This is a genomic window from Pseudomonas sp. GW821-FHT02A11 (genome assembly GCF_059421985.1).
Window position 1 is genome coordinate 1 of the sequence record NZ_JBWKWB010000008.1, and the last position, 21,327, is coordinate 21,327.

General features: G+C 61.0%; 13 protein-coding genes and 2 pseudogenes. 4 read left to right on the forward strand and 11 right to left on the reverse strand.

Translation table 11 applies throughout. The annotated features are described in order from the left end of the window. Positions 1-93: 93 nt before the first annotated feature. The 7 genes from AC07V9_RS13785 to AC07V9_RS13815 all read right to left on the reverse strand — a co-directional run bounded on the left by AC07V9_RS13785 (position 94) and on the right by AC07V9_RS13815 (position 9,993). The gene (locus AC07V9_RS13785; RefSeq protein ID WP_495016437.1) at positions 94-591 is read right to left on the reverse strand and encodes a lipocalin family protein; all 498 of its coding nucleotides are present in this window, start codon (positions 589-591) and stop codon (positions 94-96) included. Positions 592-686: 95 nt separating this feature from the next. Further along, positions 687-941, reverse strand: coding sequence for an outer membrane protein assembly factor BamE domain-containing protein (gene bamE / locus AC07V9_RS13790; RefSeq protein WP_495016266.1), 255 nt, complete (start codon positions 939-941; stop codon positions 687-689). A gap of 250 nt (positions 942-1,191) precedes the next feature. Continuing rightward, positions 1,192-1,794 carry a DUF924 family protein gene (locus AC07V9_RS13795; RefSeq protein ID WP_495016267.1) on the reverse strand — a complete coding sequence of 201 codons (603 nt, stop codon included), beginning with the start codon at positions 1,792-1,794 and terminating at the stop codon, positions 1,192-1,194. Between the two features lie 6 nt (positions 1,795-1,800). Next, complete coding sequence (locus AC07V9_RS13800) at positions 1,801-2,811, reverse strand: class 1 fructose-bisphosphatase (protein WP_495016268.1); 1,011 nt, start codon at positions 2,809-2,811, stop codon at positions 1,801-1,803. Positions 2,812-2,992: 181 nt separating this feature from the next. Continuing rightward, on the reverse strand, positions 2,993-4,378 hold the full coding sequence (locus tag AC07V9_RS13805) for a DUF3999 domain-containing protein (RefSeq protein WP_495016269.1): 1,386 nt from the start codon (positions 4,376-4,378) through the stop codon (positions 2,993-2,995). After that, positions 4,375-7,233 carry a DUF2339 domain-containing protein gene (locus AC07V9_RS13810; RefSeq protein ID WP_495016270.1) on the reverse strand — a complete coding sequence of 953 codons (2,859 nt, stop codon included), beginning with the start codon at positions 7,231-7,233 and terminating at the stop codon, positions 4,375-4,377. Before AC07V9_RS13810 ends, AC07V9_RS13805 begins: the two co-directional genes overlap by 4 nt. Positions 7,234-7,509: 276 nt before the next feature. Continuing rightward, the gene (locus tag AC07V9_RS13815) at positions 7,510-9,993 is read right to left on the reverse strand and encodes a glycogen/starch/alpha-glucan phosphorylase (RefSeq protein ID WP_495016271.1); all 2,484 of its coding nucleotides are present in this window, start codon (positions 9,991-9,993) and stop codon (positions 7,510-7,512) included. Positions 9,994-10,305: 312 nt separating this feature from the next. Here AC07V9_RS13815 and pip point away from each other — a divergent pair, with 312 nt between their 5' ends. From pip to mdoH, 4 genes are all read left to right on the forward strand, one after another. Then, entirely contained in the window at positions 10,306-11,277 is a 972-nt protein-coding gene (gene pip / locus AC07V9_RS13820; RefSeq protein WP_495016272.1) for a prolyl aminopeptidase, read from the forward strand. A 176-nt stretch (positions 11,278-11,453) separates the two neighbouring features. After that, positions 11,454-11,891: a D-aminoacyl-tRNA deacylase gene (gene dtd / locus AC07V9_RS13825; protein ID WP_495016273.1), complete on the forward strand. Its 438-nt coding sequence runs from the start codon at positions 11,454-11,456 to the stop codon at positions 11,889-11,891. Between the two features lie 264 nt (positions 11,892-12,155). Further along, positions 12,156-14,144 carry a glucan biosynthesis protein G gene (locus AC07V9_RS13830; RefSeq protein WP_495016274.1) on the forward strand — a complete coding sequence of 663 codons (1,989 nt, stop codon included), beginning with the start codon at positions 12,156-12,158 and terminating at the stop codon, positions 14,142-14,144. Then, positions 14,137-16,737, forward strand: coding sequence for a glucans biosynthesis glucosyltransferase MdoH (gene mdoH / locus AC07V9_RS13835; protein WP_495016275.1), 2,601 nt, complete (start codon positions 14,137-14,139; stop codon positions 16,735-16,737). The genes AC07V9_RS13830 and mdoH overlap by 8 nt, the downstream gene beginning before the upstream one ends. 191 nt (positions 16,738-16,928) lie before the next feature. Here the strand turns inward: mdoH and AC07V9_RS13840 are convergent, their stop codons facing one another. The 4 genes and pseudogenes from AC07V9_RS13840 to AC07V9_RS13855 form a co-directional block, all read right to left on the reverse strand. Beyond that, complete coding sequence (locus AC07V9_RS13840) at positions 16,929-17,804, reverse strand: methyl-accepting chemotaxis protein (RefSeq protein ID WP_495016438.1); 876 nt, start codon at positions 17,802-17,804, stop codon at positions 16,929-16,931. Further along, a pseudogene (locus AC07V9_RS13845) lies at positions 17,790-18,875 on the reverse strand (methyl-accepting chemotaxis protein); the annotation flags it as partial. The gene AC07V9_RS13840 and the pseudogene AC07V9_RS13845, both read right to left, overlap by 15 nt. 268 nt (positions 18,876-19,143) lie before the next feature. Continuing rightward, positions 19,144-20,007, reverse strand: coding sequence for a methyl-accepting chemotaxis protein (locus AC07V9_RS13850; protein WP_495016439.1), 864 nt, complete (start codon positions 20,005-20,007; stop codon positions 19,144-19,146). Further along, positions 19,999-21,060 (reverse strand): annotated as a pseudogene (locus AC07V9_RS13855) (methyl-accepting chemotaxis protein); the annotation flags it as partial. The pseudogene AC07V9_RS13855 and the gene AC07V9_RS13850, both read right to left, overlap by 9 nt. Positions 21,061-21,327: the final 267 nt, after the last annotated feature.

The window sequence follows — 21,327 nt, forward strand, 5'->3', positions numbered from 1 at the left end:
CCTCCGAAAACGAATGTCGACTTTACAAGCTTAGCTGCCAGCAACACTTTACGCAGACAGAGCCAATGAATTCGCTCTTACAGAGATGGATCATCAGTCAGTCACCTTGGCGATCTTTGAATCCTCAATCCGCCAGATCAGCTTGGTGGTGTCATACCCCTGCTGCTGCGCTTTCATCAGCAGCTCGTTCTTCACCGATTCCGATACATGGGCCGTGCGCGACAGCAGCCACAGGTACTTGCGATTCGGGTTGCCGACCAGCGCGACCCTGTAGTCGTCGCTCACGTACAGCACCCAATAGTTGCCCTTGGCGACACCCGGCAGCAACCGCGAGAACCCGTTGTCGAACACCACCCACAGCTTGTCGGTCTTGCCCTGAACTTGGGGTGACGCCGTTCCTGTGGCCTCTTCCCACTTGCCTCCCAGGGTGCGGCAGCGGTTGGTCACGGCGATGTTGCCGTCGTCCATGAGTGTGTAGTGCGCTTCTGATTGCGCGCAGTTGCGCTGGAAGAACATCGGCATGCGCGCCAGCTCATACCAGGTGCCCTGATAGCGCTTCAGATCGACATGGTCGACCGTTCGTGGAGCCATGGATTCACCTTCCGGAGTCACCGCACAAGCGCTCAGCCATACCGCCGCCACCGCCACCGCTGCAATACGCATCACTCGACCCACTCGACCGACGTTCATTTCAGCCCCTGACCCGAATACAGCACGACCTTGTCGGCAGCATATTGAACGCTGATAAAGGTCTTCTGATCGCCCCAGGTGCAGCTCGACATCCCCAGCGCCCCAGAGCATTCGGTCGGGCTGCCGAGCAGTTGTTCGATCTCTGCCTTGGACATGCCTGCCGAAATTTTCGAGTAGTTTTCCTGATTGATCTTGCTGCACGCGGCCAGCAGCACGCAGAACGACAGCAACGCGAGTGAACGCAAAAACATGGATCAAGCTCCTGGATCGAGAGGGGGCGGCGTCAGCGGACATCCTGCCGACAGCTTAGAAGAGAAAAGGGTGGGTCTGGTTCCGTGATGGGGGAATACAAACGTCTGGTCGGATATACCCTGACCCCTGTGGGAGCGAATTCATTCTGGGCGGCATTCCGACGAGAGGCCCGTACATCCAATACATTTGTGTCGGCTGCAATAACGAATCGCGAATGAATTGGCTCCCACAGGGCGGAACTGTTCGCCTTCAAAACCGCGACCCAAGCCCCTTCAAAAACTCCACTTCCTCCTGCGTAGAAGCCCTGCCCAGCACCTCATTACGATGAGGGAATCGCCCAAATCTTTCGATCACCACGCGATGCTTCTTCGCGTACTCCAGCGTCTGGGTGAAGAATTCGCGATCGGTGGCGGGCAGCAGGGGGAGAAGGGCGGTGAAGCGGCGGATGGCTTCGTCTTGTGCGTCGATGTTTTCGGTGTGTTCGAGCACCAGATAAATGAAGGTGCGTTGCAGCGGCGTCAGCGCCAGATCGCGTTCCAGTTTCAGGCCATGGTTGACCAGCTCCTGAGCGCGTTTGTCGCCGGAATAGGATTGGGGGGTGTCGCGGAAAATCATGCGCGGCAGTTGATCGAGCAACAGCACCAGCGCCAGCCAGCCCTGCGGCGTTGCGGTCCATTCGGACAACTTGCCGTTCAGGGCCTGCTGTACCAGACCACCAAAGCGATGCTGCGCGTCGGTGTCCTGGGATTTCTTCTTGCCGAACCAGAGCGCGTTTTTTGCCTTGGCAGCCTCGGTCGGTGATTCGGCTGATCCGAACCACCAGTCCAGAAGCGGCTGCCAGGGCGCACTCATGATCGGTTATTCCTTGTGGTACGAGGTCGCGCGTTCCACTTCTTCCTTCGAGCCCAGGAATACCGCCACACGCTGGTGCAGGCCTTCAGGCTGAATGTCGAGGATGCGCTGGTGGCCGTCGGTGGACGCGCCGCCTGCCTGTTCGACCAGGAACGACATCGGGTTGGCTTCGTACATCAGGCGCAGCTTGCCCGGCTTGGAGGGCTCGCGGGCGTCACGTGGGTACATGAACAGGCCGCCGCGGGTCAGGATGCGGTGCACATCGGCGACCATCGCGGCCACCCAGCGCATGTTGTAGTTCTTCTTCAGCGGGCCTTCTTCACCGGCCAGCAGTTCTTCGACGTAGCGTTTGACCGGGGCTTCCCAGTGGCGCTGGTTGGACATGTTGATCGCGAATTCCTGGGTGGATTCCGGGATCTTGATGTCTTCGTGGCTGAGTACGAAGCTGCCCATTTCGCGGTCCAGGGTGAAGCCTTTGACGCCGTCGCCCAAGGTCAGGACCAGCATGGTCTGCGGGCCGTAAATGGCGTAACCGGCGGCAACCTGTTGAGTGCCGGGCTGCAGGAAGGCCTTCTCGTTCAGGGCTTCGTTCTGGCTCAGGTATTCGTTCGGGCAACGCAGTACCGAGAAGATGGTGCCGACCGGTGCGTTGATGTCGATGTTCGACGAGCCGTCCAGTGGGTCGAATACCAGCAGGTATGCGCCTTTCGGGTATTTGCCCGGGATCTGGTAGGCGTTGTCCATTTCTTCGGACGCCATGCCGGCCAGGTGACCGCCCCATTCGTTGGCTTCGAGCAGGATCTCGTTGGACATCACGTCCAGCTTCTTCTGCACTTCGCCCTGGACGTTCTCAGTGCCCATGCTGCCGAGTACGCCACCCAGGGCGCCCTTGGAAACGGCATGGCTGATTTCCTTGCACGCACGCGCCACCACTTCGATAAGGAAGCGCAGATCGGCAGGGGTGTTGTTGCTGCGGGTCTGCTCAATCAGATAGCGACTCAGGGTAACGCGGGACATGGAGAGCTCCGAAGAAGGGGAATAAAAACGCGCACAGTTTAGCGTGTGTGGCGACTGAATACTGCCTGTCAGACCGGTTTCGTAGTGATTGAGTTCACGGGCTACATGAATCTAGCCATTGGAAGGTGACAGGTTGGAGCGCACGCTCCTGTTTTTTTTCAGGTGCAGGATCGGTTCAGCCTCAACGCTTGGCATTGGATGCGCGTAGCGTGCCAATGGCCATCCAGCCGAGAAAAATCACCCCCAGAACCAGCACACCCCACAGACCGATGCGTTTCCAGTCGGGGCCAGCGGCAACCGGTGCGGCTGGCGCGGGGATCGCCACCGGCGCCACACTGAGTTTCGCACTGCCCAGTGACGCCAGCTTTTCAGGCGTCACGCCGGGCACCAGGGTATTGAGTGGCAGGTTGGCGCCTTTGATGGTCGCGTTGCCAATAGCGAGGTTGTAGGGTGCCGCGCCTCGCGCCAGAAACACCAGCTGCGTGGCGCGCACGGCGAAGCTGAGGTTCGGCGCGTCGTTGCCCAAGCCACCGCCACGATCATCGACCTCCAGCTTCAACTGCTGCACGACATTGCCTGGCAGCTCCATTTCATCCTGCACCATGTCCTGGCCGTTCTGGGTCAGGCGGTAGAGCAGGCCGCTGTCGATGACCTGCCACGGTGCATTGCTGTCATGGCGGCCATATAAGGTGGCGGGCGCGAGGCTGTTGGGCTGAGTGATCTCGACTTTCATGCGCTCCAGCGGCAAGGCCACCGGCAGCTGCCAGACATACACGCCAGGCTTCTCGACACTGCCGGCGATACTCGGCGACCAGCTCAACGGCAGCACGCCGGGCCGGGTGCTGACCAATTGTGCGGAGGTCAGGGTCGGCGCCGATTGCGGGTTAGTCCACAGCAGGCGCAAGTAACGCGCGCTGCGGCCGGGCAGGGTCACGATGCGCTGTTCGACCAGCTCATCGGCAAACGACAGCCGTGCGACCTGCCCCTCGCCCCAACGCCTCCAGTGCTGAAGGTCGTCGCTGGCCTCAACGGTGAAACGCTGAAACCCCTCGCGCTCCGTGCTCCAGTCGAGAATCAGTTGATCGAGCGGCGCATTGATTGCGCTGGTGTCGAGCAACCAGCCGCGCAGGATTTCTTCGCCGGCTTCGATTTCGCCTTGAGGCTGAACCTCCACCAGGGTGCCGGTGGTGGTGCGTTCGACGCGGATTTTTGGCTCGGCGTCCTTGGCGTCGTCGCTGTTGTAGAGCGGGAACCATTTCACGTCGACCGGCGTTTGGTCTTCTGCACGCTGCGGCTGGCCAACGGTCAGCGCGTAAGGCTGGGCCTGGCCGTCAGCGTTGAACACGCGAATGTCATTGAGGTTGCCCTGGCGCGCATTCAGTTGCGCGGCCAGCGGCAGTTCCAGGCGATACCAAGGGCCCTCGCCGCTGAGGGTCAGCGGTGTGTGGCTGGCAAAGTCGTCGGGCATATCCTGCGCCTGACTGGACAGCGCTGCGCATAGCAGAGCGCCGAATACGGCGGCCTTGGCCAAGGACTGACGGTTCAACAAGGGGCTCCTGTTATTCATGACGAGGCCGAATCCGCAGGCGCAGCGTCGGAAGGAGGCTGGCTGGGCGCAGGTTTTTTCGGTGGCAATGGTGCGAAATATCCCACCACGAGCAAGAGAATGCCAACGCCGATAAACGACACGATCCGCTCCAGACCCCCGCGATTGCTCAGCTCGACGAAGAACAGTTTTCCGACCACCACTGCGATTAACGCTGCGCCGACGATCCACAGATCACGGCGTGCGCGCATATGACCACCGATCATCAAGGCCAGTGCCGTGAGCGTCCAGACGATGGACAGACCCGCCTGCACGCGCATCGATTCGAACAGCGCATCGGCGTCCCAGGCCACGCCCGCCCAGTGGTGCGCGGTGCGGGTGACCATCGCGGTAATCAACGCGAACAGCGAGGCTCCGGCGATCACCAGCGCTGCTTTGCGCGCGTATTCAGTGCTGACGCCCAACTGCGGCAGTCGCTGACGCGTCCAGCTGAAAACGCCTGCGAGGGCGATCAGCAGGCCCAGCTCCAGCGGGTTGATCAGTGGTATGTACGGCAGCGGATCGGCAGCGCCTTCGCTGAAGCTGTTCGCCAGCCAGAACCACGCCAGCATCAGCGCCGCCAGTGGCGCTGCCGCCCAGACCCGGTATTGGCGAGGGTAGGCGTTGATCGGCCAAGGCCCGTTGCGCGGTGCCGTCATCGCCAGCAGATAGAGGCTTGGCAGCAACGCCCAGCCCAGCCAGCGCCAGGCGTTATAGGACTCGGACAGCACCAGCAGGCCATAACGCAACTCCAGCGACAAGACGCCGATGATCAGCCAGCACCCAAGGACATGCGCCGCACTGCGCAGGCGCGGGAGCAACAGAGTGTCCAGACGCTTCAGCGAAATCAGGTGCACCGCCAACACGGCGAGCCAACCCAGCCAGCCCCAATCGGCGGCGGGGTGGTAATACGGGTTAAACAGCATCAGCCCCAATAATGCTCCGCTGGCCGGGGTCAGCAGGGTGCACAGTTGCGCCAGGCCTGCCCATTTCAGGCGCGTTGCAGCGACGGTCCACAGGCCGACACTGATCGCGCCGAGCAACAACAAGGTCGGGATTTCCCGGAAGCCCGGCACGTAATGGGTGCTGACGCAGAGTGCGACCGACCACCACAACGCGCCCCAGATCAACAGCGATGGCTGCAACACGCGCTCGCTGATCGCCAAACGCAACGTGCCGATGCGTTCGACGATGAGCGCGCTGATCAAGCCCGCGAGGGAGATGATCAATGGCGTCCAGAAGTCGCCATGATTGAACGTGGGGGCATACCAGCGGCCGACCATGCCCAGAAACGCGAAGCCTGCCCCCAGCTGCAACAACAGCCCGAAAAACCTTGCTAGCAGCCGGTTCTGCCGCATGCCCAGCCAGAACACCGCCGCGCCCTCGACAGCCCAGGCGACCGTCGTCCATTGCGCGCTCAGGCCCAGAGGAATGGCCAGCGTCGCGAACACCACACCCAGCGACAGACAGGTTTCCACCAGCAGCAATGTGCGGCTCGTGGCATCGGCAGAGGACGCGCGTGCGGCGAGCACTCGCGCCATACCCATATAAAGAAGGCCCAATACCAACGCACTGAATGCGGCGCCGAATTCGATGTGCTGGACGATGGCGTATTGCAGGCCGAAGCCGGCGATGGGTGTGCCGAACAGCAGGCTGCCATCGACGTAATGGCTTTGTTTGGCCGACCAGCGCAAGACCGCTTCGCGGCTGTCATTTTCAGGGCCGGTGGCGTACTCCTGAAGTTTGCGTCGGGCGAACAGCAGGCCGATGGCCAGGTACATCAGGAAGAACAGAATCAGAAACGGCTCGGTGCTCCAGAACAACTCCGACGTGTAGGACTTCAAGCCCCAGGCGCAGCCAATGCCGAACGTTCCTACAAAACCGATCAGGTTCAGCGGGCGCCAGGCCTTGAACCAGGCGATGGCGAAAATCCCGGCGTTGAGCAGCGCGAAATAACTGAACAGCGCGACATGACTGCCTTCCCCGGACGACGTCAGCAACGGTGCCGCGAAACCGCCGAGCGCAGCGACGCAGGCCAGCACCAGCGAGTTTTGCGTCAGCGCGAGCATGGCCGAGAACACTGTCACTGCCACCAACAGGCTGAAGGCCATGCCGGGGGCGAGCAGGGTGTGGACTTTCATCGCCGCGAAAACTGTGAGGTACAGCACTGCCACGCCCGTGCCTTGCAGCATCAGGGCGAAAGATTCATTACGCTGACGCAACCACCAGCCCAGCCCCAGCAATGCCAGCGCTGCCACCGCAACCCCCGCGTAACGCGCTTCGATGGGCACGACCATGCCTTCAGTGGCGTAGCGCAGCAAAAATGCCAGGCCGAGAAACAGCAGGACCACGCCCACGCGCAGGACCGTGTTGCCGCCCAAGAGCCAGTCCTTGGCGTGACCGAGCAGGTTGTCGAACAGATTGGGCTCGGCGTGATAGGCGGGTGCGGGGCGCGCAGGTTGCGGCGTCTCAGGTGGACGGCGCCATTCGGAGTCGGTGCTGGGTTGCGCTTCGGCGGGTTCGAGGTCCGGGAGGTCCCAGAGTAGTTCGGGGCCGGTGTCGGCGACAGGTTCGATCACCAGAGGGGCCGGGGCAGGGGCGTCCGGCAGTTGCGTGGCGGCCGAGTCCAATTGGCTCAGGCGCAGCTGAAGGGCTTGCAGGTCGAGCCGGGTCTTGGCCAGCTCGGCGTTCTGCTCGCTCGTCTGGCGAGCCAGCGATGACAGGCGAAAGCTCAAGCCCAGGGCAAGCCCGACCGCCCCGCCGACGGCGCCGCCCAGCAGCGACTCATCGAGCACTGCACCGAAGAACAGACCCACCAGCGAAAGAATCCATTGCACGCGACGACATCCCTTTTCGGCCGCACAGCGGCGATGGCGAGGAGTATATCGGGCGCGGAGAAAGAGGAAACAATTTGTGTCAGTTGGTTTCGCCGTGACCGATCCACCGCTTCGCCAGCGTCGTAACCTGCGCAAGCTCCTACAAGATCGCGTCGTTACTGGAAGAGATGACCATCCCCTGTAGGAGACGTCGGAGGTTACGACGGCAGCGATGCGGTGGGTCAGCCGCCAGAGCTGTCGCTGACCCACTGCCGGCCTACACAGCCGCGAAGATCATCAATCCAGCGCCTGCCAGATCTCGTTCGCGTATTCGCGGATGGTCCGGTCCGAGGAGAACCAGCCCATGCGCGCCGTGTTGAGCACCGCTGAGCGCCACCATTCCCGGGTGTCGTGCCAGCGCTGTTCGACTCGCGCTTGCGCTGCCCAGTACGATTCGAAATCAGCGCAGACGAAGAAGCGGTCGTAGTTGATCAATTGCTCGATCAGCCCAGCGTAGCGATACGGATCATCCGGCGAGAACACCCCGCCACGAATGGCCTGCAACACGTCGTTCAGGCGCGGTGACGAGGCGATGTCGCCATGGGCGTTGAACTCGCCGGCATGTTTGCGCGCTTCGACTTCCTGAGACGTCATGCCGAAGATGAACATGTGCTCCAGCCCGACCTGTTCGCTCATCTCCACGTTGGCGCCGTCCAGGGTGCCGATGGTCAGCGCGCCGTTGAGGCCGAACTTCATGTTACTGGTGCCTGACGCTTCGAGACCTGCCGTGGAAATCTGCTCTGAAAGATCCGCCGCCGGAATGATGCTTTCCGCCAGGCTCACGTTGTAGTTAGGCAGAAACACCACTTTCAGGCGCCCACGCAGGGTCGGGTCGTTGTTCACCGTGCGGGCAATGTCGTTTGCCAGTTTGATGATCAGCTTGGCCGAGTGATAACTCGCCGCCGCCTTGCCTGCAAAGATCTTCACGCGTGGCACCCAGTCGGTGCTCGGGTCGGCGCGCATGGCCTGATACAGCGCCACGGTGTGGAACAGGTTCAGCAATTGACGCTTGTACTCATGAATCCGTTTGACCTGCACATCGAACAGCGCTTCCGGGTTGAGCGTAATGCCCAGACGTTCCTGCACGATGTTGGCCAGTGCGGTTTTGCTCTGCAGCCGTTGTGCGGCGAATTCTTGTTGGAACGCTGGATTGTCCGCCAGCGGCTCCAGCCCGAGCAGCGCGGTTTCGTGGTTATCCAGCACCTGCTCGCCGAGCTTGTCCACCAACATTGAAGTGAGCTCAGGGTTGGACTGGAACAACCAGCGGCGGAAGGTGATGCCGTTGGTTTTGTTGTTGATCCGATCCGGATAAAGCTTGTGCAGCTGCGCGAACACGGTCTTGCGCATCAGCTGCGTGTGCAGCGCCGACACGCCGTTGATGCTGTGCGAGCCGATGAACGCCAGATTGCCCATGCGCACGCGGCGGCCGTTGTCTTCCTCAATCAGCGAGACGGCGCGCAGCAGGCCGAACAGGTCCGGGTCGTCCTTGTGCTCGAAGCGCACCTGATCGATGTGCTGCGCGTTGATCATGTAAATGATCTGCATGTGGCGCGGCAGCATGCGTTCCATCAGGCCGACCGACCAGGTTTCCAGCGCCTCAGGCAGCAGGGTGTGGTTGGTGTAGGCGAGGGTGCCGACGGTGATGCGCCAGGCTTCGTCCCATTCCACTTCGTAGAGGTCGATGAGGATGCGCATCAGCTCGGCCACCGCGATCGAGGGGTGCGTGTCGTTCATCTGGATCGCCGCGTGTTCCGGCAGGCAGTTGATGGTGTAGCCCATGTTCTTGTGACGACGCAGCAAGTCTTGCAGCGAGGCGGACACGAAGAAGTATTCCTGACGCAGGCGCAACTCCTGGCCGGCTTCGGTGCTGTCGTTGGGGTACAGCACGCGGGAAATACTTTCGGCGCGCACGACTTCCGCCACGGCACCGACGTGGTCACCCGCGTTGAAACGCTCAAGGTGAAGGTCTTCCACTGCGCGCGCGCGCCACAGACGCAGCGTGTTCACGGCCTTGCCGCGCCAGCCGACCACGGGGGTGTCGTAAGCAATGGCCCGCACGGTTTCCCCGGCGCTCCACACCTGACGGGTTTCGCCAGAAGCGTCCAGCACTGGAGCGCCGGTCGCATCGAGCACAGGTTGCACACTGCCGCCAAAGCCAATCTGGTAGATCACTTCCGGGCGTTCGAACTCCCATGGGTTGCCGAAGTCCAGCCAGTTCTCTGTCTGCTCCTGCTGCCAGCCGTCGACGATGGCCTGACGGAACAGGCCATGCTCATAACGAATGCCATAGCCGTGACCGGCGATGCCCAGGCTCGACATGCTTTCCATGAAGCAGGCTGCCAGACGGCCCAGACCACCGTTGCCCAGTGCCGCATCGGGCTCCAGGGTACGAATTCTTTCCAGATCGACGTTCAGGCCCTTGAGCGCCTCGCGGGCGGTATCCAGGATGCCCAGGTTGCTCAGGCTATCGAACATCAGGCGCCCGATCAGAAACTCGAGCGAAAGGTAATAGACGCGTTTCTTTTCCTGCTTGTAGATGTACCGCGTGTGCTTCATCCACTTCTCGGCCATCTTGTCGCGGGTCGCCAGGGCGATTGCCATGAACCAGTCATGGTCGAACGCATGGGCGGCGTCTTTACCGACGGCGAACTCGAGTTTGTTGAGCACAGCTTCACGAAAGGCTGCCACTTCAGCGTCACGAACGTTGGGTTCCGAAGACATCAGGTACGACCTCAAGTTGGTTGGACGATTGAATGGGGTGGGTTGACTGTAGGGGGTGTCGCCGTTTATTTCCTGCTCTAAGGTGAAATATCCGGTTGCACGACCCTCGGTTGGACTCGGTCATAGCGCTCTGGTTCGCCGGTTTTTGACGTTATGCAGAGTGTTGCAAAACTCTTGCATCGATCGTTCCAGATTTTCGGGACCGTGACAGAAACGCGTGCAGACGCACCAATATGATCATTTGTCATTTCGGGTTTATGATGCCCAACGGCAAATAAATAGAAGCCCCTGAATTGGACTTGTGGAGCACCTATGCAGACTTTGTACCCGCAGATCAAACCTTATGCCCGGCACGATCTGGCAGTGGAAGAGCCTCATGTGCTGTATGTCGATGAAAGCGGCTCGCCGGAAGGCTTGCCCGTGGTGTTCATCCACGGCGGACCGGGGGCGGGATGCGATGCGCAGAGCCGCCGCTACTTCGATCCGAACCTGTACCGCATCATCACCTTTGATCAGCGCGGCTGCGGCCGGTCGACGCCCCACGCCAGTCTCGAAAACAACACCACCTGGCATCTGGTCGAAGACCTCGAGCGCATCCGCAAGCACTTAGGGATAGACAAATGGGTGCTGTTTGGTGGGTCCTGGGGGTCAACGCTGTCGCTGGCCTACGCACAGGCACACCCGGATCGCGTGCATGCCCTGATTCTGCGCGGCGTCTTTCTGAGCCGTGCGCAGGAGATCAAATGGTTCTATCAGGAAGGCGCAAGTCGCCTGTTCCCGGATTACTGGCAGGATTACCTGGCGCCGATCCCGCAGGATGAACGCGGTGACCTGCTGACTGCCTTCCATAAGCGTCTGGTCGGCAGCGATCAGATCGCCCAGATGCACGCCGCCAAGGCCTGGTCCACCTGGGAAGGTCGCACCGCAACGCTGCGTCCGAATCCGCTGGTGGTTGACCGCTTCTCCGAGCCGCAACGGGCGCTGTCCATTGCTCGCATCGAATGCCACTACTTCACCAACAACGCTTTTCTTGAAGAGAACCAGCTGATCCGCGACATGCCCAAGATCGCCCATCTACCGGGGATCATCGTGCATGGTCGCTATGACGTGATCTGCCCGTTGGACAATGCGTGGGAGCTGCACCAGAACTGGCCAAACAGTGAATTGCAGGTGATTCGCGATGCGGGGCATGCGGCATCGGAACCGGGTATTACCGACGCACTGGTGCGCGCGGCGTCGCAAGTGGCGCGGCGTTTGCTCGATCTGCCGCCGGAAGAAGCGTAAACACAGCGCCCGGCGTGACGCGGTGTAAACCTGGGGAAGCGAATTCATTCGCGAAGGGCCGGGACAGACGACATATCTCTATCGCCTGACGTATTTTTCGCGAATGAATTCGCCCAAAGGGAATCCCATCCACTGTGCATCAGCGCTGTGTCCAGAAAATATTTGGAAGGTTATAGATGAAAGGTTTGCTCCAGCGCGTGCGCTCTGCCCGCGTGGACGTCGCCGGCCAGACGGTGGGCGTGATCGATCAGGGTTTGCTGGTGCTGGTAGGCATCGAGCCGCAAGACACTCCCGCCAGCGCCGACAAAATGCTGCACAAGCTGCTTAACTATCGGGTGTTCAGCGATGATGACGGCAAAATGAACCGCTCATTGGTCGACGTGGAAGGCGGTCTGCTGCTGGTTTCGCAGTTCACGTTGGCCGCCGACACTAAAAGCGGTATGCGCCCGAGCTTCTCCAAGGCAGCGCCACCACTGCTCGGTGCTGAATTGTTTGACTATTTGCTGGAAAAGGCTAAAACCTCGCACAGAACGGTGGCCGCGGGCCAATTTGGGGCGGATATGCAGGTGCATTTGGTCAATGATGGCCCCGTGACATTTTTGCTGGAGACGTAAAAGGCCCGGTTTGTCTGGCGTACCCGAATTTATTAGGCAAAAAGCCATAAATACTTTGTTTCCCCTGATGCGTTGTAACGCGGGCTACTAGATAATCGCGCGCTACAAAGACGAGCGATTGCCCGTCAAATCAGTAAAAACGCAGACTGGTCCGAAATCGTTTGGGGAATCATTGGCCCCTTTCGGAGTCGGAACAATGCTCGCCAACCCGGCATTTGATGGCTGGCCGTTGGTTTCTTCATCTGTTTTCGGCGAGGGTTGCTCGTGATTGTTAGTCCATGTAATGCACCAAAGACCCCTGGAAAGCGCCTGCGTAGCGCTTTGTTGGCCGGGTCGGCTTTGTTCTGTCTGTTCGGCGCCAGCCAACTCTGGGCGTTCGATCTGGACGACGTGGCAACAAAGGCCAAAGATCTGGCCGGACAGAAATTCGTAGCGCCAAAGAGCAATCTTCCGGCCGAATTCCGCGACATGAAGTTTGCGGACTATCAGAAGATCCGCTTCTTGCAGGACAAGGCCGAATGGGCTGCTGACAAGACGCCATTCAAGATCTCGTTCTATCACCAGGGCATGCACTTCGACACGCCGGTGAAGATCAATGAAGTGACCGCGACCACCGTTAACGAAATCAAGTACGACCCGAGCCGTTTCGATTTCGGCGGCGTGAAATTCGACCCTAAAGCGACCGAAAACCTCGGCTGGGCCGGTTTCCGCGTTACCTATCCGATCAACAAGGATGACAAGCAAGACGAAATCATGACCATGCTGGGCGCGAGCTACTTCCGCGTCATCGGCAAGGGTCAGGTTTATGGCTTGTCCGCTCGCGGCATGGCCATCGACACCGCAATGTCGTCGGGTGAAGAATTCCCACGTTTCACCGAATTCTGGATCGAGAAGCCGAGCCCGGATGAACAGCATCTGGTGATCTTCGCGCTGCTCGACTCCCCGCGCGCCACGGGCGCCTACAAGCTGACCCTGCGTCCGGGCACCAACACCCTGGTCGACGTGCAGTCGCGCATGTTCCTGCGTGAAAAGGTCGGCAAACTGGGCGTTGCGCCGCTGACCAGCATGTACCTGTTCGGCGCCAACCAGCCGTCGAAAGTCCTCAACTACCGTCGCGAGCTGCACGACTCCAGCGGTCTGTCGATTCAGGCCGCCAATGGCGAGTGGATCTGGCGTGCGCTGAACAACCCCAAACATTTGGCGGTCAGCAGCTTCTCTGTTGAAAACCCGCGCGGCTTCGGTCTGCTGCAACGGGGCCGCAACTTCAGCCATTACGAAGACCTGGACGACCGCTACGACAAGCGTCCAAGTGCCTGGATCGAACCCAAAGGCGACTGGGGCAAGGGTACTGTGGATCTGGTAGAGATCCCGACTGCCGACGAAACCAACGATAACATCGTTGCTTTCTGGAGGCCCGAAACCCAGCCTGAGCCGGGTCAGCCGATCGACTTCAACTACCGTCTGCACTGGACCATGGACGAAGACTCTATTCACTCGCCTGATCTGGGCTGGGTCAAGCAGACCCTGCGCTCGACCGGTGACGTGAAGCAGTCCAACCTGATCCGCCAGCCGGACGGCAGCGTGGCTTATCTGGTCGATTTCGTCGGCCCGACCCTGGCCAAACTGGGTGAAGACCCGGCCATTCGCAGCCAGGTCACCACCGATGACAACACCGATCTGGTGGAAAACAACCTGCGTTACAACCCGGTTACCAAAGGCTGGCGCCTGACCCTGCGTCTGAAGGTCAAGGACAGCAACAAGAACGTGGAACTGCGCGCTTATCTGCTGCGCGAGACCCCGGTCGAACCTGGCAAGGAACCTGCGCTGATCACTGCTGACAAATCAGACAAGAAGCCTGAGAAAAAAGCTGACGCCAAACCGGCTGTAGCCGCCGCGCCGAAAGATGAAAAAGCCGAAATCGTTAAAACCGATGCCTTGAAGGCCGGTGATGCGAAAGACGCCAAAGACGCGAAAGTGGCCAAGACAGACGCCAAGACCGATGCGAAGGCTGACGGCAAAGACCCAGCCAAAGCCGACGCCGCCAAGCCGGCTGACGCTGCCAAGGTCGCCGAAGCCAAGTCCGACGAGGCTTCCAAGCCTGAAGCCGCTCTGGGCGACGCTGCCAAGGCCAACAAAGGCAATAAAGAAACCACGCAGCCAGCGGTAGAGGCTGCACCCACCCAGCAGGGCCCGGCGATGAATCAACAGATTCTGACCGAGACCTGGAGCTACCAGTTGCCAGCCGATGAGTAATTCACAAGCCGTGCCCGAGATCTTGAATGAGCCTCTAGCCGAGTATCTGGCACATCTACCGATGAGCGACGAGCAGCGGGCGGAACTTGCCAGCTGCACCTCGTTCGCTGAGCTGCATGAACGCCTTTCGGCGCAGCCTGTCACCGACCCTGCCGAAGCCGCCCAGGCTTCGGTCGGGCGTCGCCTGACCCTGACCACCGCTGACGAACTGCACGAAGCCGAAATGCTGACTGTCGACGCCAGCGGTCGCGTGTGCCTGAAGGCCACGCCGCCGATTCGCCGAACCAAAGTCGTCCCTGAACCATGGCGGACCAACATCCTGCACCGTGGCTGGCGTCGTCTGACCGGCAAGACCAACCCGCCCAAGCCGTCCAAGGACGACTTGCCGCGCGACTTGCCCAAGTCCCGCTGGCGTACGGTCGGTTCGATCCGTCGCTACATCCTGCTGATTCTCATGCTGGGCCAGACCATCGTGGCTGGCTTCTACATGAAAGGCATCTTGCCGTACCAAGGCTGGTCGCTGGTCTCATTCGACGAGATCAGCCACCAGACCCTGTGGCAGACCGCCGTCCAAGTGATGCCGTACGCACTGCAGACCACCATTCTGCTGATGTTCGGGATTCTCTTCTGCTGGGTGTCGGCCGGTTTCTGGACCGCCCTGATGGGGTTTCTGGAGCTGCTCACCGGTCGCGACAAATACCGCATCTCCGGCGCCAGCGCCGGTAAGGAGCCGATCGAAACCGGTGCCCGCACCGCGCTGGTGATGCCGATCTGCAACGAAGATGTGCCTCGCGTGTTCGCCGGTCTGCGCGCCACCTTCGAATCCGTTGCCGCGACGGGCGATCTGGACCGCTTCGACTTCTTCGTGCTGAGCGACACCAACGAAACAGACATTGCCGTTGCCGAGCAACAGGCCTGGCTGGACGTGTGTCGCGAAACCGGTGGTTTCGGCCGCATCTTCTATCGTCGTCGCCGCCGTCGCGTAAAACGCAAAAGCGGCAACTTGGACGACTTCTGCCGTCGTTGGGGCGGTGACTACCGCTACATGGTCGTGCTCGACGCCGACTCGGTGATGAGCGGCGAGTGCCTGACCAGTCTGGTGCGCTTGATGGAAGCGACCCCGGACGCCGGTATCATCCAGACCGCGCCACGTGCCTCGGGCATGGACACGCTGTATGCGCGCATGCAGCAGTTCGCCACCCGCGTGTACGGCCCGCTGTTCACCGCCGGCCTGCACTTCTGGCAGCTGGGTGAATCCCACTACTGGGGTCACAACGCGATCATCCGCATGAAGCCGTTCATCGAGCACTGCGCCTTGGCGCCGTTGCCCGGTAAAGGCGCGTTCGCCGGTGCGATTCTGTCCCACGACTTCGTTGAAGCTGCGCTGATGCGCCGTGCCGGCTGGGGCGTGTGGATTGCCTACGACCTGCCGGGCAGCTACGAAGAACTGCCGCCGAACCTTTTGGACGAACTCAAGCGTGACCGTCGCTGGTGCCACGGTAACCTGATGAACTTCCGCCTGTTCCTGGTAAAAGGCATGCACCCGGTGCACCGCGCGGTGTTCCTGACCGGCGTGATGTCCTACCTGTCGGCGCCGTTGTGGTTCCTGTTCCTGGTGTTGTCGACGGCGCTGCTGGCGGTCAACACGCTGATGGAGCCGACCTACTTCCTGGAGCCGCGTCAGCTTTATCCGTTGTGGCCGCAGTGGCACCCGGAAAAGGCTGTCGCGCTGTTCTCGACCACCATCGTGCTGTTGTTCCTGCCGAAACTGCTCAGTGTCATCCTGATCTGGGCCAAGGGCGCGACGGGCTATGGCGGTCGAATCAAGGTCACGATGTCTATGCTCCTGGAGATGTTGTTCTCCATGCTGCTGGCGCCGGTGCGGATGATCTTCCACACCCGTTTCGTACTGGCCGCGTTCCTCGGCTGGGCCGCGACTTGGAACTCGCCACAACGTGACGACGACTCCACGCCATGGAGCGAAGCGGTCAAGCGTCATGGGCCGCAGACATTGCTCGGCTTCGGATGGGCGCTGCTGGTGGCCTGGCTTAACCCGAGTTTCCTGTGGTGGCTGGTGCCGATTGTCGGTTCGTTGATCCTGTCGATCCCGGTGTCGGTGATTTCAAGCCGTACCAACCTGGGTCTGAAAGCCAAGGATGAGAGCCTGTTCCTGATCCCGGAAGAGCACACGCCGCCGCAAGAACTGGTATCCACCGATCAGTACACCCACGAGAATCGTTGGCATGCCCTGAACGACGGCTTTGTGCGCGCCGTGGTCGATCCGCAGCAGAACGCCCTGGCGTGTGCGCTGGCGACTTCGCGTCACCGTCAGGCCGAGCCGATCGAGTGGATGCGTATCGAGCGCGTGCGTCACGCCATCAAAGGCGGCCCGGAACACCTGAACAACCACGAACGCCTGCAATTGCTGAGCGATCCGGTTGCGCTGGCCCGGCTGCACGAAGCGGTCTGGGCTGAAGGTAACGAAGCCTGGCTGCAAGCGTGGCGGGAGTCGGTCAAGGCCGATCCTCACGCGCCCCTGCTGCCCCTGCAGCCTGCGACCCACGTGAACGTGCCGTCGCTGGCCAATGCCTGATCCATAGCTACGCAGTCACTGAAACGCCGCTGAAGAGTGATCTTCAGCGGCGTTTTTGTTTGTTGAAGCACGATCACGGGTTGAATCTGTGGGAGCCAATTCATTCGCAAAGCGGGTTTCCGACCATGAATCTCTGCGAGTGTACGGCCTCTCGCGAATGAATTCGCTCCCACAGGTAGTTAGCGTTCGCGTTACTTCAGCCGAAACTTCCCGACCATCTCCTGCAACTGCACCCCCAATCGCGCCAGTTCCACGCTGGACGCCGCTGTTTCTTCACTCGCCGCCGCGGTTTGTTCCGACACGTCTCGCACCGCCAGCACGCTACGGTTGATCTGCTCGGCCACCACGCTCTGTTCCTCGCCTGCCGTGGCGATCTGCTGGTTCATGGTCTGGATCGTCGAGACGGTGCGAGTGATGTGTTCAAGGGCTGCCCCGGCCTTACGGCTCAGGTCGACGCTACGGTCGGTCAGGCTGCGGCTGGCGTCCAGGGTGCTGACCACCTGTTGCGTGCCGCTCTGCAGCGCAGCGATGAGTATCTCGATTTCCTCGGTGGACTCCTGAGTGCGTTGCGCCAGGCTGCGCACTTCATCGGCCACCACGGCGAATCCACGCCCGGCGGCGCCGGCGCGTGCGGCTTCAATGGCAGCGTTCAGGGCCAGCAGGTTGGTTTGCTGCGACACCGATTTGATGACATCCAATACTCCCCCGATCTTGTCGCTCTCAAGCTTCAGCTCGCCCATGGCCTGGGTGGAGTTGTTGACCTCCACTGCCAGTCGTTCGATCTGGCAGATGGCATCGGCGACCACCTTGTCACCTTCGCGCGCCTGTTGGTCCGCCTGTCGGGCGGCCTCGCTCGCCTCTTCGGCATTGCGGGCGACCTCCATGACGGTCGAGGTCATCTGGTTCATCGCGGTGGCGACCTGATCGGTTTCGGTTTTCTGACTGTTGACTCCGGCGCTGGTCTGCTCGGTCACCGCAGACAATTGCGTGGCGGCGCTGGCGAGCTGGGCGACGCCATCACCGATCCCGGAAATCAGGCTGCGCAGGCGCAGCGTCATGTCCTGCATGCTTTGCTGCAGGCTGCCCATTTCGTCCCGACGCTGAACATTGAGGTCGACACTTAGATCGCCCCCCGCGATGCGCTTCGCGGCATTGAGGGTCTGTTGCAACGGCACGATGATCTGCCGAGTGATCAGCCAGGCCGCCAGCAGCCCCAGCACGATCGCGAGCAGTGCGACGCCGGTCAGGGTATTGCGGGAGCGGTCGGCATCGCTGTCCCGCCGCTGGGTTTGAAGCGCGATGATGTCGGCCGTGGAGGCCAGCAAGTTATCGACCATTGCTTCCATCGATTCATGGGCGGCTTCGGCCTTGGTCTGCAGCGTTTTCAGCTGATTCAGGTGACTGCGGTAATCCTCCAGCGCCTTACGGGCGGTCATGAGAATCCCGGCGTTGGTATCGGATGGGCTGGCCGTGATTTGTTCGACTTCCTTGAGCGCTTCGTCGATGGCCTTCACGGCTGCCAGTTCGAACGACTCCAGGCCGCTGTAGAGATAGGCCTGGGCTTCATAGCGAGCCTGTTGGATGTGTCGGCGCAGCTGCAGGATGTTAGTGAACTCGTCGAGTTTGTCCTGATTGTCCTGCTCCTCGCTGACCGCTTTGAGCACGTCGGCTTCCACCTGATCGATCGCCGTGATGACCGTTTCCGACAGGCTTTTCATCTGCGCGCGAGAGGCGTCCCGGCTCTGCAGCAGTTGGCCCAGATCGGCGAAAGCGTCCTCCAGAGAGCGCACGCTTTCGCTTTGTTGATTGAGTTTGTCGAGCATGTCGGTGGGGTTGTCTTCGTCGCTGCGCAGCGTCTTGAGGTGCGCCTCTATTTCATTGATGCGATCGGAGACCCGTTTTGCGCTGTCGGGCGTGTTCTCTATACGGAAGGTGATGCGCTCGGCCCGAAGGTCCTTGGTCATGGCGTTGAGCTGGGCAATGGCGCTGAGCGACTCGGAGCGCTCGATCATGGCGTCCAGTCCGTGCCAGCCGGTGAGCGTGATCACGGCGGTGAGCAGCAACACCAGGCCGAACCCCAGCGACAGCTTGAGTTTGACGCTGGTATCGGCCAGCGCCCCGTTGATTCCTTGCGACATGGTGCATCTCCTGCGAGTGAGCGATAAACGCGCATCGGCAGGAGAGGCGCAGGCGTGACCTGAAGAGGGTGTAGGAGATTTCTGAGGCGAGGAGGGAGGTGAAGCAGATCACAGATATTCAGCGGTGCGCCGATCTCGACGGCGCCCCGTTACCCTGTGGGAGCGAATTCATTCGCGATGCGGTGGTACATCCGACGCATCTCCATCGGCCGTACAATTCGCGAATGAATTCGCTCCCACAGGTCTCAAAGGCAGCAATCAATCTGGTTCAAACCCTGAACCGGCCCACCAACCCCTGCAAATGTGTACCCAACCGCGCCAGCTCGACACTGGACGCAGCCGTTTGCTCACTCGCCGCCGAGGTCTGCTCGGACACATCGCGCACGTTCAGCACGCTGCGGTTGATCTCCTCGGCGGTGGCGCTCTGCTGCTCGGCAGCCGCAGCGATCTGTTGGTTCATGGACTGGATCGCCGACACGGTTTTGGTAATGCTTTCCAGCGCGCCGCCGGCCCGGCGGGTGAGTTCCACGCTGCTGGTCGTCAGCTCGCGGCTGTTGTCCATGATCGTCGCCACCTGTTGGGTGCCGCTCTGCAACCCGGCAATCAGGTCTTCGATCTCTTCGGTGGATTTTTGCGTGCGCTGGGCCAAGCTGCGCACCTCATCGGCCACCACCGCAAAGCCACGTCCGGCCTCGCCCGCACGCGCCGCTTCAATGGCTGCGTTGAGCGCCAGCAGGTTGGTTTGCTGGGCCACCGACTTGATCACGTCCAGGACGCTGCCGATCTTGTCGCTTTCACGCTTGAGCTCGCCCATGGCTTCGGTGGAGTGGCCCACCTCGCTGGCCAGGCGCTCGATCTGGGCAATCGCCTCGTTCACCACCTTGTCACCTTCGCGCGCCTGCTGGTCAGCTGCCACAGCGGCTTCCGAGGCTTCTTCAGCGTTGCGTGCGACTTCCTGCACGGTGGCCGTCATTTGATGCATGGCGGTCGCCACCTGATCGGTCTCAACCTTCTGGCTGTTGACCCCGGCGCTGGTCTGCTCGGTGACGGCGGACAGCTCTTCGGCGGCGCTGGCGATTTGCGTCACGCCGTCGCTGATGCCGCCGATCAGCTCACGCAGGCTGACGGTCATGCGCTGGATACTGCCCTGCAGCTGGCCCAGTTCGTCGCGGCGGCCCAAGGTGAGGTTGTGGGTCAGATCGCCGGAGGCAACACGATCCACAGCGATGAGGGTTTGTTTCAGCGGCAAGGTGATCTGACGGGTAATGACCCAGGCCGCGAGCACGCCGAAGAACATCGCCAGCACGGTCGCCAGGCCCAGCATCGACTGCGCCTGACGGCTGTCTGAATCGCGCTTGGCGTTCTGGGAGGCGGTCAGTTTGTCGCTCAGGTCGAGCAGGTCCTGACCCAGCGCAGCCATTTTGTCCAGCGCCTGGCGGCTGACCTGCTGCGCGTCGCGATACTGGCCGACGGCTACGCGATAACCCTTGAGGGCCAGGTTCGCCCTTTGCAATTGCGGGATGTATTGCGATGAGACATCGCCCGCGAGGGTGTTTACGCCGACGATGGCTTCGTCGATGGCGGCGTTGGCGTTCTTCTCGAAATCCGGGTTGCCGCTGAAGGTGTAGCCGCGCACCTGAAAGCGTGCCTGCTGGATCTGCATGCTCACGCCCACTGCGCTGTTGAATTGCAGGATGTTGTCGTGCTGGATCAGCGCTTCCTCGATCTTGTTCACCTCGTCTACGGCGGCATCGGCAGTGGCGCCCAGATTGACGCGACTGGCTTCGCGCACCTGAATCGCCTTGCTCATGTCATCGAAGGCGCGGCGGTAATCGGCGGCCGCCTGGGTCTGAGCGTTGAGCAGCTTGAGATCATCGGCGCCGCTGATGCGGGCGTAGGCGATCTTGAGGTCACTGTCGAGCTTGTCCAGCGCGGTCATGACCGCCTTCGCGGTGTCGGCGTTGGACTGGCTTTCATAGGCCATGCGCGCGGTGCGTAGCTCCATGGTCTGCTCGCTGATCTGCGAGATATTCGCCAGCTTGTCGCCGCGATCGATCAACGACGTCACACTCGACCAGCCAGTGGCCGTGATGATCAACGTCAGCAGCAGTACCAGGCCGAAACCGATCGTGAGTTTGCGACTGACACTGACATTTCCGAGGCGTTGGGCAATCGAGCGGTACATGATGATTCCTTGCGCATTTTCTATGGACGCAAGGCTATCGGCGCGATTGCACCAAGCTGAAGCATTGATCGGAGGGCATATCAGCCAAGTGTTGTTGCGGATGAGACCGGACAGCTTTTGATTCTGCCCGGAGGGCGTAGAGCGTGGCTTGCCCGCGATCTGGCGCGCAGCGACAGTAAACCTTCATACGCGGTGAGTCAGATATTCCGCGTCCGCAGGTTTTGCTGCCGCTGCGCGCCAGATCGTCTGATCGCAGCCCGGAGCAAG